Consider the following 15,720-nt stretch of genomic DNA (forward strand, 5'->3'; position numbering starts at 1 on the left):
ACTCAACGCGATTTTATGAAATCCTGGGTTGAGGTATCTCTGAACACACCGGCACAGCTCTCTTTGCCACTTTATCTTCCTGACGACGAAACTTTCGCAAGTTTCTGGCCGGGGGATAACTCCTCTTTACTGGCTGCACTGCAAAACGTGCTGCGTCAGGAACATAGCGGGTATATTTATCTTTGGTCGCGTGAAGGCGCTGGCCGTAGTCATTTGCTGCATGCAGCCTGTGCGGAACTGTCCGCGCGCGGCGATGCGGTAGGCTACGTGCCGCTCGACAAACGTACCTGGTTCGTCCCCGAGGTGCTCGACGGGATGGAGCATTTATCGCTGGTATGCATCGATAACATCGAATGTGTGGCCGGTGATTCGCTGTGGGAAATGGCGATCTTTGATCTCTACAACCGTATCCTGGAGTCGGGGAAAACACGCCTGCTGATCACCGGCGATCGTCCACCAAGACAGTTGAATCTGGGATTGCCAGATCTCGCTTCGCGTCTGGACTGGGGGCAAATCTACAAGCTGCAACCACTTTCCGATGAAGATAAGCTGCAGGCGTTGCAATTACGCGCCAGACTTCGCGGATTTGAACTGCCGGAAGATGTGGGCCGCTTTCTGCTTAAGCGTCTGGATCGGGAAATGCGTACGCTGTTTATGACGTTGGATCAGCTTGATCACGCATCGATCACCGCCCAGCGTAAGCTGACCATTCCGTTCGTAAAAGAAATTCTGAAGCTGTAAGCGCCGCAGCCAAATGACTGCGGCAGGTTTCGGTTAACCGACGATTTCCAGTACCTGCTCCGGCGGGCGTCCAATTCGAGCCTGGCCCTTGGCAACTACGATCGGGCGCTCCATCAGTTTTGGGTTTTCCACCATTGCCTGAATCAGCGCATCTTCACTCAGATTTTTGTCCGCCAGGTTAAGCGATTTATAGAGATCCTCTTTCTGGCGCATCAGCTCACGCGCGCTGGACATACCCAGCATCTGCAGAAGTTCACGCAGGGTCGCGGCATCAGCCGGGGTTTCCAGATACAGCACCACTTCCGGGTCCACGCCATTGGACTTCAGTAATTCCAGCGTTTCACGGCTCTTGGAGCAGCGTGGGTTATGGTAGATTTTAATCGCGTCTGACATTTTTCTTTCCTGTTACATCTTGGTGTACGGTTTAAAGCGCTCTTGCAGCTGGCGTAGCTGGTCGATACGAGCATCGTATCTGGCCTGCTGCTGGCTACCCAGTTTCACCTGAGAGCTTGCGCTGCTGAGCATCGAAATCGCCTGATCCAGACGTCCAGCGAGGGCATACCCCTCCGCCCGCGCCGCCAGTTCTTGATCGCGGTTATTCAGGTTGGCTTCCGTTTGCGCTAACAGATCCCAGCCGTTAGGGTCGTCCTTATGGTTAAACGTATAGCGATTCAGGATGGTTGCCGCCTCTTTGGCTTGCCCGCCCTGTAGATACGCATTCGCCAGGTTAAGCTGCAGTACCGGATTGTTACGCAGGTCACGGGCGTTTTTCAGGCGGTTAATGGCATCACTGGTTTTCTTCTGGCCGAGATCGATATCCGTTGCCAGGTCGAGATACCAGGCATTGTTTGCGTCTGCTGCCAGCAGCGGTTGCAGCGCTTTACGCGCCTCGTCATATTTGCTGGCTTCCATCGCCTGCAATGCCCGACCATATTGCGCCGCACGTTGCTCACGTACGTTGCCTTTCGACCAGTTACTCAGCAGGTCATCGGTCAACTGGTTACGACCAGAGTTGTACATGCCCAAGGTTCGTGCCTTAGCCAGATAAAAATCTTCTGACGACTGGACGACCACCGGACGCATCTGGTTGGCGCGGTTACGGGCATCCGACAGGCGGCTTTCAGGCAGGGGGTGAGTCAGCAAAATTTCCGGCGGACGCGAAGAGTAACGGGCCTGATCGAGCAGTTTTTCAAGGAACGTCGGCATGGCCTGGGGATCGAATCCCGAGCGTTGCAGCACCTGAATACCGATGCGATCTGCTTCCTGTTCGTTTTGTTGCGTAAAGCTAATCATCCCCTGACGTGTTCCCGCCAGCGTACCGGTCAGCGCCGCCATACCCGCCTGCGGGCTAGCCATCGCTAATAAAATTGAACCTAACGCACCTACCCACGTTAGCGGCGCACTGCGTTTCTGATCTTCCATTGCACGCGCCAGGTGGCGCTGAGTGACGTGGGAGATTTCGTGCGCCATGACCGATGCTAACTGGCTTTCGTTGTCGGAATAGCGGAACAATGCGGAGTGCAAGACAACGTTGCCGCCAAAGAAAGCAAAGGCGTTGATTTCATCGTTGTTGATCAAAAAGAATGTGAAGGGTGTTTTTACCGAGTCGGCGTGCGAGACCAGACGCATCCCCAGCGCATTAATGTATTGGGTGAGCAATGGATCATTAATTAATGGCGCACTGCCGCGCAGTTGGCGTACGTAATAATCGCCCATCTGCATTTCCTGTCCTATGGAAAGCGTACTGCCTGCCGACGTTCCCATATCAGGAAGGGTGTCCGCAGTATCAGCAAATGCGGGCGCAACCTGACCGATAGTCAGTGCGGCAATGAGGGTAGCAACCAGGTTTTTTTTCAACTGCCTGAACATAACCTCTGTCCTGTATTCTTTTTTGAGATAGCCATTTGACCAATGCTGTGAAGTATCGTTCACACTCCGCAAGCTTACGGAGTGTAACTGCGAAACCTGACGATGAACACCCAGGAAAAATGTCTTTTCACTTTGCGTAATCAGCCATAAAAAGCGAAGTCTTTTTTGTGACATTTCGATACAATTCGGGATCGCAATCCCGCTATTGGGTTCATGGAAGGGTTTTATGCTCGAAATGTTGATGCAATGGTATCGTCGCCGCTTTAGCGACCCCGAAGCCATCGCCCTGCTGATTATTCTGGTTGCCGGTTTTGGCATCCTGTTCTTTTTTAGTGGTCTTCTGGCGCCGCTACTGGTCGCCATAGTGCTGGCGTACCTGCTTGAATGGCCGACTGTGCGGCTGGAACATATTGGGTGTTCACGGCGTTGGGCGACATCGATTGTGCTGGTGGTGTTTGTCGGTATTTTGCTGCTGATGGCGTTTGTTGTGATGCCCGTTGCATGGCAGCAGGGCATCTACCTGATCCGCGATATGCCCGGCATGCTCAATAAACTGTCTGATTTTGCCGCCACCTTGCCGCGGCGTTATCCGGCGCTGATGGATGCGGGCATCATTGATGCGATGGCGGAAAATATGCGCTCGCGAATGCTCACTATGGGTGATTCGGTGGTGAAATATTCGTTAGCTTCACTGGTTGGATTGCTGACCCTGGCGGTCTATCTGGTTCTCGTCCCATTGATGGTGTTCTTCCTGATCAAAGATAAAGGACAGATGCTGAACGCCGTGCGCCGGGTGCTGCCGCGTAATCGTGGGCTGGCGGGACAGGTGTGGAAAGAGATGAACCAGCAAATCACCAACTATATCCGCGGAAAGGTGCTGGAAATGGTGGTGGTCGGCGTGGCGACCTGGCTCGGCTTCCTGCTGTTTGGTCTCAACTATTCGCTGCTGCTGGCGGTGCTGGTAGGGTTCTCTGTGCTGATCCCGTATATCGGCGCTTTTGTGGTGACGATTCCGGTAGTTGGCGTGGCGCTGTTTCAGTTCGGGCTTGGCACCGAGTTCTGGAGCTGTTTTGCCGTGTACCTGATTATCCAGGCGCTGGACGGCAATCTGTTGGTTCCCGTGCTGTTCTCCGAGGCGGTCAATCTGCATCCACTGGTGATTATTCTCTCCGTGGTGATTTTCGGCGGTCTGTGGGGATTCTGGGGCGTATTCTTTGCGATCCCTCTGGCGACGTTAATCAAAGCGGTAATGCACGCCTGGCCGGATGGTCAGGTCGTTGACGAACCCTAATCTGCAAGATCCGGCGATATCATGTCGCCGGATCCGAACTTGTCTGACCTCTATCCACACTTTCTGAATAATCTCTTCTGCTGTCGTTTTTCTCCGCATTTGTCTTTAACTTGACCTGCGTGATGTCTTTCTGTCACGCAAGGAATAAGACCAACAGGAGAACAAAATGGGTCACAACACACACACGCAGCAAAAGGTGGGATGGGGCGGTTATCTCGCTTTTTTTATTACGATTATTCTTTTTTCCGGCATGTTTGCGAAAAGTACCGAATGGTGGCGGGTCTTTGACTTCACCGTCCTCAACGGCGCCTTTGGGCAGATTAATGCCGCAGGCGATACGACGGTCTCTTTTCGCGGCTCTGGAGGGATGGGAGCCAAAGACGGCTTCTTATTCGCGCTTGAGCTGGCACCTTCCGTCATTCTTTCACTCGGGATTATTTCCGTCACCGAAGGATTGGGGGGGTTACGTGCGGCACAACAGCTGATGACGCCGGTCCTGCGCCCGTTACTCGGTATTCCGGGAGTTTGTTCGCTGGCGCTGATTGCGAATTTGCAAAATACCGATGCCGCGGCCGGGATGACCAAAGAGATGGCGGAAGAGGGCATTATTACTGAACAGGAGCGTGCCATTTTTGCCTGCTGGCAAACCAGCGGCAGCGCGTGTATTACCAACTATTTTTCCTCTGGCGCTGCGCTGTTTACGGTGGTTACCGTTCCGGTGATTACGCCGCTGGCGGTGATCCTTGTCTTCAAATTTGTGGGAGCGAACCTGCTGCGTTTGTGGATTGCGCAGCTGGAAAATCGCCGTCTGCAGCAGGAGGTCTGAGATGACAACGCAGGTACGTAAAAACGTCATGGATATGTTTATCGATGGCGCGCGGCGCGGGTTTACAATTGCTACAACCAGCCTGTTACCTAACGTGGTGATGGCGTTTGTGATTATTCAGGCGCTGAAGGTGACGGGATTGCTCGAGATTGTCGGGCGGGTGTGCGAACCGGTGATGGCGTTGTGGGGGCTACCGGGGGAATCTGCCACCGTGCTGCTGGCGGCGGTGATGAGTATGGGAGGCGGCGTCGGCGTTTGTGCCAGTCTGGTTGTTGCTGGTACGCTTTCGGGACATGATGCGACTGTATTGCTACCGGCAATCTACCTGATGGGCAATCCGGTGCAAAATGTGGGACGCTGCCTGGGAACTGCGGGGGTCCATCCCCGTTACTACCCGCTGATTATTGCGGTATGCGTCATTAATGCGCTGCTCTCTATTTGGGTTATGCAGGTAATTGCCTGACAAGGAAGGTTATGAACTGTTCAATTCTTAATTTGACGTTGTTCCAGCAGGGACACGTGTACGCACCGGAAGATTTAGGGCGACAGGATATACTGGTCTCCGGCAGTAAAATTGTTGCCATCGCCCCGTCAATTTCTCCTGGAGACTTTCCCGGTTGCGAGTGTATCAATCTTGACGGCGCGATTGTGTGCCCAGGATTTATCGATCAACACGTCCATCTGATTGGCGGAGGCGGGGAAGCAGGACCGCATACCCGCACGCCGGAAGTACGCTTGTCACGCCTGGTTGAAGCTGGTGTAACTTCGGTGGTGGGTTTGCTGGGTACCGATGGCATTACCCGTCACCCGGAATCGCTGCTGGCAAAAACCCGCGCGCTGGAGTTTGAAGGCATCAGTGCATGGATGCTTACTGGGGCGTATTCTCTGCCTTCCCCGACCATCACCGGCAGCATCGATCGCGACGTGGCGCTGATCGATAAAATCATTGGCGTAAAATGTGCGATTTCGGACCATCGTTCCTCAGCCCCAGATACCTCGGTGCTGGCAAACATGGCAGCGCTGTCGCGCGTCGGTGGATTGTTAGGACGCAAATCGGGGATCAGTGTATTCCATATGGGCGATAGCCCGCGCATGCTGGAACCGTTGTACCAGATCCTCAACTGCTGCGATGTGCCGATTACTAAACTGTTGCCGACACACGTTAACCGTGCGGAACCGTTGTTCCAGGCGGCGCTGGAGTATGCTCGTAAAGGCGGTTATATCGACATTACCAGCAGCATTGATGAGCCCGTCGACCCCGCCACGGCTATCGCCACGGCGCTGCGGCAGAACGTGCCACTGTCGCGCATTACCCTTAGCTCGGATGGCAACGGCAGCCAGCCGGAATTTGATGAGTTAGGTAATCTCATCGGTATCGGTGTCGCGGGGTTTGAATCACTGGCTGAAACGGTGCGCCAGTTGGTGAAAGTTCATGCCATACCGCTGGAACAGGCGCTCTGTCCGCTGACGCGTACGGTCGCAGAATTTTTGGGGCTCGAACATAAGGGGCGCCTGGCGGTGGGATGCGATGCGGACATTCTGGTGCTTAACGATGCGTTGGAGGTTAATCACCTTTGGGCGAAGGGAAAAGCCGTGGTCAGAGAGAAGAAAGCCTGCGTAAAAGGGACGTTTGAATAAACGTTTATGCGGATGTCAGCCTGAAAAAGTACAGATTCACGTTTATGCCGGGTGGCGGCTACGCCTCACCCGGCCTACAAGTTTCGCAATATTAATAAGCTGTGTAGGCCTGATAAGCGAAGCGCCATCAGGCTTTTTCCAGCAAAACGTAAATCAGGCGTTCTCTTTCAGCCAGTTCAGTACCACGTCGTGGTGATTGCTGGTTTTGAAGTCATCGAACACGTGCTCAATTTTGCCTTCGGCATCAATCAGGAAGCTGATGCGGTGGATGCCATCGTAGGTTTTGCCCATAAATGACTTCTCACCCCAGACGCCGAACTGCTCGCAAACCTGATGATCTTCATCGGACAGGAGCGTGAAATTCAGGACTTCTTTCTCCGCGAATCGGGAAAGCTTCTCTGGTTTGTCGGTGCTGATCCCCAGCACTTCAACACCAGCTTTTTTTAACTCATCCATGTTATCGCGCAAGCCGCAGGCCTGTACGGTACAGCCGGGTGTCATGGCTTTCGGGTAAAAATAAACCAGAACACGCTGTCCCTGGAAGTCGGTTAAATTTACTTGTTCTCCGTCTTGATCCGGCAAGCTAAATTTCGGTGCGATATCACCGGCTTTCAGTGGGTTCATTACTTAACTCCATCCTGTTCATCATGCTGTGAGTAATTGACGACGTTAATACTGCCTTGCGCATTGAGTTCTGTACAGAGTGCTTTAAACGCATCTTCAATATTTGCCGAATCATGTGACGCAGGACTATGTGCGGTAATTTGAATAAACAACTGCGCCGCCTTTCCATTCTCAGCCGGTTGCGTGCGTGAAACCAGTTCCGCAATATTCATTTGGTGGCTGTCAAACAGTGCGGTGAAGCGTTCAATCAAATGGGGAGAATCAGGGACATCGACCTGCACCCATACCGTAGCAGGCATCGCCGGACGAGGGCGCGCGGTCGTGCGCTTCATCACAATGAGTAAATCAAGCTCTGCGCCTTTTAATGGCAGGGTTGATTCAATCAGGGTGATGGCATTCCAGGTGCCCGACAGCAACATGATAAACGTGAACTCATCACCCAGCATGGCCAGTCGGCTGTCTTCGATATTACAGCCGCAACTGCTGACATGACGTGTGATGGTGTTCACAATTCCTGGGCGGTCGGCACCCAGCGCAGTAATGACCAGATAGTGTTGCGATGACGATGTCAAACCTGTTCTTCCTTTGAGCGGTGAGGTAATCATAAGGAAAGCATAAAAAAAACATGCATACAACAATCAGAACGGCTCTGGTCGCTTGCTTTTATTGTCGTACCAAACGTACCATTGAGACACTTGTTTGCACAGAGGATGGCCCATGTTCACGGGAAGTATTGTCGCGCTTGTTACGCCGATGGATGAGAAAGGTAAAGTCTGCCGGTCGAGCCTGAAAAAACTGATTGATTATCATGTCGCCAGCGGCACCTCGGCGATCGTTTCTGTTGGCACCACCGGTGAGTCCGCCACCCTGAGTCATGATGAACATGGCGATGTGGTGATGATGACGCTGGAGCTGGCTGACGGGCGTATTCCGGTTATTGCCGGAACCGGCGCCAATGCGACCGCGGAAGCCATTAGTCTGACGCAGCGTTTCAACGACAGCGGTGTTGTTGGCTGCCTGACGGTGACGCCTTACTACAACCGCCCAACCCAGGAAGGTTTGTTCCAGCATTTCAAAGCCATCGCTGAGCATACTGACCTGCCGCAAATTCTGTATAATGTGCCGTCCCGTACTGGCTGCGATATGCTGCCGGAAACCGTTGGTCGTCTGGCGAAAGTTAAAAATATTATCGCTATTAAAGAGGCCACGGGGAACTTAAGTCGCGTTCACCAGATCAAAGAGCTGGTTTCGGACGACTTTATTCTGCTCAGCGGTGATGACGCGACCGGACTGGATTTTATGCAGCTCGGTGGTCATGGCGTGATTTCCGTAACGTCTAACGTTGCGGCACGTGATATGGCTGAAATGTGCAAACTGGCGGCAGCCGGGCAATTTGCCGAGGCGCGGGTGATTAACCAGCGTCTGATGCCGTTACACAACAAACTATTTGTCGAACCCAATCCTATTCCCGTGAAATGGGCGTGTAAGGAGTTGGGACTTGTGGCGACCGATACGCTACGTCTGCCGATGACGCCAATCACGGACAATGCTCGTGAAATCGTCAAAGCGGCGCTTAAGCATGCCGGTTTGCTGTAAAGTTTAGGGAGATTTGATGGCTTACTCAGTACAAAAGTCGCGCCTGGCCAAGGTTGCGGGTGTTTCGCTTGTTATGTTGCTCGCGGCCTGTAGCTCTGACTCGCGCTATAAGCGCCAGGTGAGCGGTGATGAATCCTATCTGGAGGCCGCACCGCTTGCTGAGCTTCATGCTCCAGCTGGGATGATTTTGCCGGTTATGTCGGGCGACTATAATATCCCGGTAACCAACGGCAGTGGTGCCGTGGGTAAAGCGCTGGATATTCGTCCACCGGCTCAGCCGTTAGCGTTAGTCACTGGCGCTCGCACGCAAATCGCAGGCGATACCTCAACGTTGCTGGTGGAAAATGGTCGTGGTAACACGCTGTGGCCGCAGGTCGTGAGCGTCATTCAGTCTAAAAACTACACGATCACCAAACGTGATGATGCCAGCCAGACGCTGACCACCGACTGGGTTGACTGGAACCGTCTGGATGAAGACGAGCAGTACCGTGGACGTTATCAAATCTCGGTTAAACCGCAGGGCTATCAGCAAGCGGTAACGGTGAAATTGATTAACCTCGAGCAGGCGGGTAAACCCGTAGCCGATGCGGCATCAATGCAGCGTTACAGCGCTGAGATGATGAACGTTATCTCTGCTGGTCTGGATAAGAACGCCACCGACGCCGCGAATGCCGCGCAGAACCGCTCTGCAGCCACCATGGATGTTCAGAGCGCAGCCGATGACACCGGTTTACCAATGCTGGTGGTACGCGGACCGTTCAACGTGGTGTGGCAGCGTCTGCCAGCAGCGCTTGAGAAAGTGGGGATGAAGGTAACCGACAGCACCCGTTCTCAGGGTAGCATCGCGGTGACCTACAAACCTCTGTCTGATAGCAGCTGGCAGGAGCTGGGCGCAAGTGACCCAGGTCTGGTATCCGGCGACTATAAACTGCAGGTCGGTGATTTAGACAACCGCAGTAGCTTGCAGTTTATCGATCCGAAGGGGCATACCCTGACGCAAAGCCAGAACGACGCGCTGGTCGCCGTCTTCCAGGCAGCGTTCAGTAAGTAAAAATAAAGGGCTGGATAACTCCAGCCCTTTTTTTCTGATATGATACGCAAACGTGTGCGTCGGCAGAAAAACGCAATATTTATCGTTAATTCACACCCAGGAGTAATAAAGATGCAAAAGCAAGCTGAGTTGTATCGTGGTAAAGCGAAGACCGTATACAGCACGGAAAACCCGGACCTGTTGGTGCTCGAATTCCGCAATGATACGTCAGCAGGGGATGGCGCGCGCATTGAACAGTTTGACCGTAAAGGCATGGTGAACAACAAATTCAACCATTTCATTATGACTAAACTGCAAGAAGCGGGTATTCCTACCCAGATGGAGCGACTGCTTTCTGATACCGAATGTCTGGTGAAAAAGCTGGATATGGTACCGGTTGAATGTGTGGTACGTAACCGCGCGGCAGGCTCTCTGGTTAAGCGTTTAGGCGTTGAGGAAGGTATTGAACTGAATCCGCCGCTGTTTGATCTGTTCCTGAAAAACGATGCTATGCACGATCCAATGATTAACGATTCCTATTGCGAAACTTTTGGTTGGGTGAGCAAAGAGAATCTGGCACGTATGAAAGAGCTGACCTACAAAGCTAACGACGTGCTGAAAAAGATGTTTGATGATGCTGGTCTGATTCTGGTCGACTTCAAACTTGAGTTTGGTTTGTATAAAGGTGAAGTCGTCCTGGGTGATGAATTCTCACCGGACGGTAGCCGCCTGTGGGACAAAGAAACGCTGGATAAAATGGACAAAGATCGCTTCCGCCAGAGTCTGGGCGGCCTGATCGAAGCCTATGAAGCCGTCGCGCATCGCCTGGGTGTGAAGTTAGACTAATCTTCCCCTGAGCCGGCGATCGCTCTCCGGCTCATTAACCCCACCTGATTTGATTACTATTTCTTATGGTAATCCTGTTCCGAACCGCCTACGATCATCATCATAATGAATAAAAAGTTGAGGTGATTATGCGCTGGCAAGGGCGTCGTGAAAGTGACAACGTGGAAGACAGACGAAACAGCTCTGGCGGCGGCCCCTCTATGGGTGGGCCTGGTTTTCGTCTGCCCAGTGGTAAAGGCGGTATCATCCTGCTGATTGTGGTGCTGGTGGCGGGTTATTATGGCGTGGATCTCACCGGATTAATGACCGGCCAGCCGGTCTCCCAACAACAATCATCACGCTCCATCAGCCCAAACGATGATGAAGCGGCAAAATTTACCTCGGTGATTCTGGCTACAACAGAAGATACCTGGGGACAGCAGTTTGAAAAAATGGGCCGCACCTACCAACAGCCGAAGCTGGTGATGTACCGGGGCGCGACGCGCACCGGCTGCGGCGCGGGCCAGTCCGTGATGGGACCGTTTTATTGTCCGGCAGATGGTACGGTATATATCGACCTTTCATTCTATGATGACATGAAAAACAAGCTGGGCGCTGATGGTGATTTTGCGCAGGGCTATGTTATCGCCCATGAAGTGGGTCACCACGTGCAGAAACTGCTGGGTATTGAACCGAAGGTTCGCCAGATGCAGCAGAACGCCTCACAAGCTGAGGTGAACCGTCTTTCCGTTCGTATGGAACTGCAGGCGGACTGCTTTGCCGGTGTCTGGGGCCACAGCATGCAGCAGCAGGGCGTGCTGGAGTCTGGTGACCTGGAAGAGGCACTAAACGCCGCACAGGCCATTGGTGACGATCGCCTGCAACAGCAGGGACAAGGACGCGTCGTACCGGACAGCTTTACTCACGGAACCTCTGAACAGCGTTTTACCTGGTTCAAACGCGGTTTTGATAGCGGCGATCCGGGACAATGTAATACCTTTGGTAAAGGTATTTAAGATACAGAGGCAGGGATGTCCGATAACACTGCGCTGAGGGCGTTAACCGAACAGATGGCTCGTGAGGGGATCCGTCGTTTGCTAATTATCAGCGGCGAGGAGAACTGGTGTCAGGGGCAGGCGTTAGCGCTACGCGACATATTACCCGGCGACTGGTTGTGGGTAGGGGCGAATGCCCCTGCTGAACCGAACTGTACGCCACAGGCGCTGCAAACGTTACTGGGGCGCGAGTTTCGTCATGCAGTCTTCGACGCCGGGCAGGGATTTGACGCTGCGGCGTTTGCCGCCTTAAGCGGTACACTGCTTGCCGGCAGTTGGCTGGTTTTGCTGACCCCACCCTGGCATTCCTGGCACACGCATCCAGACGTGGATTCACTACGCTGGAGCGATTGTGCTGAGCCCATTCCCACACCGCACTTTGTTGAGCACGTCAAACGGGTGATTTCCCGCGATAGACAGGCTCTGCACTGGCAGCAGCATCAGCCGGTTTCCTGTCCGCACTTTCCTGCTCGCGCAGCCTGGCTCGCGGCAACCGGCGAACCCCAACCAGAACAGGCGATGATATTAAATCATTTGCTGGCTATGCCTCCCGGTGTGGTTGCGGTGACGGCCGCACGGGGTCGGGGCAAATCCGCTCTGGCAGGGCAACTCATAGCGCGGATTAACGGCACTGCGATTGTGACCGCACCTGCCAAAGCTGCAACGGATGTGCTGGCACAATTTGCCGCAGAGCGTTACCGCTTTATGGCGCCGGATGCACTATTAAGCAGTTCTGAAACCGCAGACTGGCTGATTGTGGATGAAGCCGCCGCGATCCCCGCGCCGCTGCTACACCAACTGGTGGCGCGTTTTCCTCGTACGCTGTTAACCACTACAGTACAAGGCTACGAGGGAACGGGTAGAGGCTTCTTGCTGAAATTCTGCGCCCGCTTCCCCAATCTTCGACGCTATGAGTTGCAACAACCCGTACGCTGGGCGCAGGGATGTCCGCTGGAGCAAATTGTCAGCGATGCGCTGGTGTTTGATGATGAAACGTTCACGCATGCCCCATTGGGGGAGCTTCACTTCTCGGCATTTGAGCAACAGTCCTGGGATGCTAGCCCGGAGCTGCCGTTAGCGGTATACCAGTTGCTCTCCGGAGCGCATTATCGCACCTCGCCATTAGACCTGCGGCGAATGATGGACGCGCCTGGTCAGCATTTTCTTCAGGCATCAACCGCTGACTCAGTGGCGGGTGCTGTCTGGCTGGTCGATGAAGGGGGACTATCCGCAGAATTAAGCCAGGCCGTCTGGGCCGGATATCGTCGACCGAGGGGGAATCTGGTTGCGCAGTCGCTGGCGGCGCACGGTGGTGACCCGTTGGCGGCGACGCTCGTCGGGAGGCGAGTCAGTCGAATTGCGGTTCATCCTGCGCGCCAAAGAGAAGGTATTGGGCAACAGCTGATTGTGCTGGCCCACCACTATTCCACATCGTGTGACTATCTGTCGGTCAGTTTTGGGTATACGGCTGAACTATGGCGTTTCTGGCAGCGCTGCGGTTTTGTGCTGGTGCGAATGGGAAATCACCGGGAAGCCAGCAGCGGCTGTTATACCGCCATGGCGTTGCTGCCGATCAGCGAAGCGGGAAAGCGCCTTGCCGAGCGGGAGCACCAGCATTTGCGGCGTGACGCGGAAATCCTTGCGCGATGGAATGGTGAGAGCATTCCGCTGGTCCCGCTGAAAGAGACTACGCTTAATGAGGATGACTGGGCTGAGCTGGCTGGGTTTGCCTTCGCGCATCGGCCATTATTGACGTCGCTAGGCTGTCTGAGTCGTCTGCTTGAGCACAGTGAATTACCTCTTCCGGCATTGCGCGGACGTATACAGGCTAAACGCAGCGACGCCGAATTGTGCCAACAGCTGAAGATCTCAGGTCGTAAAGCGCTTCTGGTCGTTCAGCGCGCCGAAGCGGCACAAGCGTTAAATCAGCTGGATGCTGAACGTGAACAGCGGCTACATAATCGCATTATGCAATGGCAATTTTTTCACTAACATCTTCAATTTCCTGGCATGGTCATTGCGGTTAAGCGGCGTAGAATGATTCTCATCAGTTAAGGAGATCGCCATGAAACATGACCATTTTGTTGTTCAAAGTCCCGATAAACCCGCTCAACAGCTACTGCTGCTGTTTCATGGCGTCGGCGATAACCCGGTTGCCATGGGTGAAATTGGCTCCTGGTTTGCGCCGCTGTTTCCGGATGCGTTAATCGTCAGCATTGGCGGGGCAGAGCCTTACGGTACGACTTCCGGACGTCAGTGGTTTTCGGTACAGGGCGTAACGGAAGAGAACCGCCAGGCGCGTATCGACGCGATTATGCCGGTGTTTATCGAAACCGTGCGCTACTGGCAGAAACAAAGCGGCGTTTCACCGCAGGCAACCGCGCTGATTGGTTTTTCTCAGGGTTCGATTATGTCGCTTGAGAGCATCAAAGCCGAGCCGGGGCTGGCGTCGCGGGTCATTGCCTTCAATGGTCGCTATGCCACCTTACCGGAGGTTGCAACTACCGCAACGACGGTGCATTTGATTCACGGTGGTGAAGACCGGGTGATAGAGCTCTCCCATGCCGTTGCCGCGCAGGAGGCATTAATTGCTGCGGGTGGGGATGTGACGCTGGATATCGTCGAAAACCTGGGACACGCCATTGATGAACGCAGCATGCAGTTTGCGCTCGATCATCTGCGTTTTACCGTACCGAAGCACTATTTTGATGAAGCGCTGAGCGGCGGTAAGCCTCACGATGATGATGTGATTGAGATGATCTGATTGATAACCGTAGGCCGGATAAAACGCGAAGCGTTGCCATCCGGCACTTAACGCCCGGTGGCGCTAACGCTTACCGGGCCTACGTGACTTATTGGCCTGGAAATTATTTCTTCGGTTGATCCTTGTTCGGCCAATCGTCGTCGTCATCCCATTTATCGTTAAAGTCGCGATGCGGGGGAAGCTCCGGCTTGTTGGCCAGATATTTCTTTGGATCGACGCGCTTGAGATCTTTGATAACGTTAAGCAGCACGCCTACCAGAAACACCAACACCAGAATCCACCAATATTTTGCTAGCCAGTCCATGTATTTTTCCTCTTGCAGGAGTACTCATCAGGCGACGAGTTGCTCCATGATACGTTGATACATACGGGCAAGCAGCTGCAGGTCGGCGGCATTAACACATTCATTTATTTTATGAATAGTGGCGTTGACCGGCCCAAGTTCGACTACCTGTGCCCCCATGCGGGCAATAAAGCGCCCGTCGGACGTCCCGCCTGTAGTCAGTAACTGCGGTTTAATTTCATTATAGTGCTCAATGGCGTTCACTACTGCATCCACCAGTTTACCGCGTTCAGTCAGGAACGGCTGACCGGAAAGCCACCAGTCGACGGTATAGCGCAACTGATGTTTCTCCAGCAGCGCGTGAACCCGTGCTTTAATCATCTCATCGGTCAGCTCAGTGCTGAAACGGAAGTTGAACTGGATAAACAGTTCTCCGGGGATAACGTTGTTGCTGCCGGTACCTGCCTGAATATTGGCAATCTGCATGCTGGTCGCCGGGAAGAACTCGTTACCCTGGTCCCACTCAATCGCCACCAGTTCGTTGAGCATTGGCGCCGCGCGGTGTACCGGATTATCGGCCAGATGCGGATAGGCTACGTGCCCCTGCACGCCATGAATGGTCAGGTTGCAGGTCAGTGAACCACGACGTCCATTCTTGACCACGTCGCCAACGATTTCCGTGCTGGACGGTTCGCCAACCAGACAATAATCCAGTCGCTCATTACGCGCCATCAGTGCTTCAACCACCTTTACGGTGCCGTTTTTGGCGCTGGCTTCTTCGTCGGACGTTATCAAAAATGCCAGACGACCCTGATGGTTTGGATGCTGGGCGACAAAACGTTCTGCGGCCACGACCATCGCTGCCAGTGAGCCTTTCATATCGGCAGCGCCACGCCCGAACAGCATGCCATCGCGAATGGTCGGTTCGAACGGTGGATTGATCCAACGATCGACATCGCCGGCGGGCACTACGTCGGTGTGACCGGCAAATGCCAGGGTCTCACCTTTACCGCGCCATGCCCAAAAATTCTGTGTGTCACCAAAATCCATACGCTCAACGGTAAAACCTACCGCGCGCAGGCGTTCAATCATTAACGCCTGGCACCCGGCATCATCCGGGCTCAGGGAAGGACGGCGAATAAGCTGCTGTGTCAGCTCAATAACCGGGCACGACATAG

At 53.8% G+C, this 15,720-nt stretch carries 17 protein-coding genes; 11 read left to right on the forward strand and 6 right to left on the reverse strand.

Annotation, left to right across the window (positions count from 1 at the left end; genetic code table 11):
* Positions 1-39: 39 nt before the first annotated feature.
* Positions 40-741, forward strand: a complete 702-nt coding sequence (locus OGV71_RS01170; protein ID WP_211924219.1) for a DnaA inactivator Hda — start codon at positions 40-42, stop codon at positions 739-741.
* A gap of 33 nt (positions 742-774) precedes the next feature.
* Here OGV71_RS01170 and arsC read toward each other — a convergent pair whose 3' ends face one another.
* The gene (gene arsC / locus OGV71_RS01175) at positions 775-1,134 is read right to left on the reverse strand and encodes an arsenate reductase (glutaredoxin) (protein WP_003037937.1); all 360 of its coding nucleotides are present in this window, start codon (positions 1,132-1,134) and stop codon (positions 775-777) included.
* 12 nt (positions 1,135-1,146) lie between these two features.
* Positions 1,147-2,610: a beta-barrel assembly-enhancing protease gene (bepA, locus tag OGV71_RS01180; RefSeq protein ID WP_003838490.1), complete on the reverse strand. Its 1,464-nt coding sequence runs from the start codon at positions 2,608-2,610 to the stop codon at positions 1,147-1,149.
* Between the two features lie 226 nt (positions 2,611-2,836).
* On the opposite strand from bepA, the gene OGV71_RS01185 reads away from it, so the two are divergent.
* The 4 genes from OGV71_RS01185 (at position 2,837) to iadA (ending at position 6,365) form a co-directional block, all read left to right on the forward strand.
* Positions 2,837-3,901, forward strand: coding sequence for an AI-2E family transporter (locus OGV71_RS01185; RefSeq protein ID WP_003037941.1), 1,065 nt, complete (start codon positions 2,837-2,839; stop codon positions 3,899-3,901).
* A gap of 166 nt (positions 3,902-4,067) precedes the next feature.
* Complete coding sequence (locus OGV71_RS01190; RefSeq protein ID WP_204583375.1) at positions 4,068-4,727, forward strand: nucleoside recognition domain-containing protein; 660 nt, start codon at positions 4,068-4,070, stop codon at positions 4,725-4,727.
* Between the two features lies 1 nt (position 4,728).
* Positions 4,729-5,190, forward strand: a complete 462-nt coding sequence (locus tag OGV71_RS01195) for a YjiG family protein (protein WP_003037948.1) — start codon at positions 4,729-4,731, stop codon at positions 5,188-5,190.
* Between the two features lie 11 nt (positions 5,191-5,201).
* On the forward strand, positions 5,202-6,365 hold the full coding sequence (iadA, locus tag OGV71_RS01200) for a beta-aspartyl-peptidase (RefSeq protein ID WP_204583376.1): 1,164 nt from the start codon (positions 5,202-5,204) through the stop codon (positions 6,363-6,365).
* A gap of 153 nt (positions 6,366-6,518) precedes the next feature.
* On the opposite strand, the gene bcp is transcribed toward iadA, so the two are convergent.
* Together bcp and OGV71_RS01210 are read right to left on the reverse strand one after the other, a co-directional pair.
* Positions 6,519-6,989, reverse strand: a complete 471-nt coding sequence (gene bcp / locus OGV71_RS01205) for a thioredoxin-dependent thiol peroxidase (RefSeq protein WP_003037951.1) — start codon at positions 6,987-6,989, stop codon at positions 6,519-6,521.
* Entirely contained in the window at positions 6,989-7,561 is a 573-nt protein-coding gene (locus OGV71_RS01210) for a glycine cleavage system transcriptional repressor (protein WP_003037954.1), read from the reverse strand. Before OGV71_RS01210 ends, bcp begins: the two co-directional genes overlap by 1 nt.
* Before the next feature lie 145 nt (positions 7,562-7,706).
* On the opposite strand from OGV71_RS01210, the gene dapA reads away from it, so the two are divergent.
* The 6 genes from dapA to ypfH all read left to right on the forward strand — a co-directional run bounded on the left by dapA (position 7,707) and on the right by ypfH (position 14,259).
* A complete protein-coding gene (gene dapA / locus OGV71_RS01215; RefSeq protein WP_003037957.1) occupies positions 7,707-8,585 on the forward strand; it encodes a 4-hydroxy-tetrahydrodipicolinate synthase in 879 nt (292 codons plus the stop codon).
* A gap of 16 nt (positions 8,586-8,601) precedes the next feature.
* Positions 8,602-9,636, forward strand: coding sequence for an outer membrane protein assembly factor BamC (gene bamC / locus OGV71_RS01220; RefSeq protein WP_003037961.1), 1,035 nt, complete (start codon positions 8,602-8,604; stop codon positions 9,634-9,636).
* A gap of 111 nt (positions 9,637-9,747) precedes the next feature.
* Entirely contained in the window at positions 9,748-10,461 is a 714-nt protein-coding gene (gene purC, locus OGV71_RS01225; RefSeq protein WP_003037964.1) for a phosphoribosylaminoimidazolesuccinocarboxamide synthase, read from the forward strand.
* Positions 10,462-10,589: 128 nt separating this feature from the next.
* Positions 10,590-11,456, forward strand: a complete 867-nt coding sequence (gene ypfJ, locus OGV71_RS01230) for a KPN_02809 family neutral zinc metallopeptidase (RefSeq protein WP_003037967.1) — start codon at positions 10,590-10,592, stop codon at positions 11,454-11,456.
* A gap of 15 nt (positions 11,457-11,471) precedes the next feature.
* Positions 11,472-13,487 carry a tRNA(Met) cytidine acetyltransferase TmcA gene (locus OGV71_RS01235; protein ID WP_286532449.1) on the forward strand — a complete coding sequence of 672 codons (2,016 nt, stop codon included), beginning with the start codon at positions 11,472-11,474 and terminating at the stop codon, positions 13,485-13,487.
* Positions 13,488-13,560: 73 nt separating this feature from the next.
* Positions 13,561-14,259: an esterase gene (ypfH, locus tag OGV71_RS01240; protein WP_003037972.1), complete on the forward strand. Its 699-nt coding sequence runs from the start codon at positions 13,561-13,563 to the stop codon at positions 14,257-14,259.
* Between the two features lie 103 nt (positions 14,260-14,362).
* Here the strand turns inward: ypfH and OGV71_RS01245 are convergent, their stop codons facing one another.
* Together OGV71_RS01245 and dapE are read right to left on the reverse strand one after the other, a co-directional pair.
* Positions 14,363-14,563, reverse strand: coding sequence for a membrane protein (locus OGV71_RS01245; RefSeq protein ID WP_003037974.1), 201 nt, complete (start codon positions 14,561-14,563; stop codon positions 14,363-14,365).
* A 27-nt stretch (positions 14,564-14,590) separates the two neighbouring features.
* Entirely contained in the window at positions 14,591-15,718 is a 1,128-nt protein-coding gene (gene dapE, locus OGV71_RS01250) for a succinyl-diaminopimelate desuccinylase (protein ID WP_003037976.1), read from the reverse strand.
* Between the last annotated feature and the right edge of the window lie 2 nt (positions 15,719-15,720).

The sequence above is a fragment of the Citrobacter sp. Cf088 genome (assembly GCF_030334295.1).
Lineage (GTDB): Bacteria > Pseudomonadota > Gammaproteobacteria > Enterobacterales > Enterobacteriaceae > Citrobacter > Citrobacter freundii.

Excerpts from the sequence above, each read along its gene's own strand:
- arsC (WP_003037937.1), bottom strand. The coding sequence starts at position 1,134 with ATGTCAGACGCGATTAAAATCTACCATAACCCACGCTGCTCCAAGAGC.
- bepA (WP_003838490.1), bottom strand. The coding sequence starts at position 2,610 with ATGTTCAGGCAGTTGAAAAAAAACCTGGTTGCTACCCTCATTGCCGCA.
- OGV71_RS01185 (WP_003037941.1), top strand. The coding sequence starts at position 2,837 with ATGCTCGAAATGTTGATGCAATGGTATCGTCGCCGCTTTAGCGACCCC.
- OGV71_RS01190 (WP_204583375.1), top strand. The coding sequence starts at position 4,068 with ATGGGTCACAACACACACACGCAGCAAAAGGTGGGATGGGGCGGTTAT.
- OGV71_RS01195 (WP_003037948.1), top strand. The coding sequence starts at position 4,729 with ATGACAACGCAGGTACGTAAAAACGTCATGGATATGTTTATCGATGGC.
- iadA (WP_204583376.1), top strand. The coding sequence starts at position 5,202 with ATGAACTGTTCAATTCTTAATTTGACGTTGTTCCAGCAGGGACACGTG.
- bcp (WP_003037951.1), bottom strand. The coding sequence starts at position 6,989 with ATGAACCCACTGAAAGCCGGTGATATCGCACCGAAATTTAGCTTGCCG.
- dapA (WP_003037957.1), top strand. The coding sequence starts at position 7,707 with ATGTTCACGGGAAGTATTGTCGCGCTTGTTACGCCGATGGATGAGAAA.
- bamC (WP_003037961.1), top strand. The coding sequence starts at position 8,602 with ATGGCTTACTCAGTACAAAAGTCGCGCCTGGCCAAGGTTGCGGGTGTT.
- purC (WP_003037964.1), top strand. The coding sequence starts at position 9,748 with ATGCAAAAGCAAGCTGAGTTGTATCGTGGTAAAGCGAAGACCGTATAC.
- ypfJ (WP_003037967.1), top strand. The coding sequence starts at position 10,590 with ATGCGCTGGCAAGGGCGTCGTGAAAGTGACAACGTGGAAGACAGACGA.
- OGV71_RS01235 (WP_286532449.1), top strand. The coding sequence starts at position 11,472 with ATGTCCGATAACACTGCGCTGAGGGCGTTAACCGAACAGATGGCTCGT.
- ypfH (WP_003037972.1), top strand. The coding sequence starts at position 13,561 with ATGAAACATGACCATTTTGTTGTTCAAAGTCCCGATAAACCCGCTCAA.
- OGV71_RS01245 (WP_003037974.1), bottom strand. The coding sequence starts at position 14,563 with ATGGACTGGCTAGCAAAATATTGGTGGATTCTGGTGTTGGTGTTTCTG.
- dapE (WP_003037976.1), bottom strand. The coding sequence starts at position 15,718 with ATGTCGTGCCCGGTTATTGAGCTGACACAGCAGCTTATTCGCCGTCCT.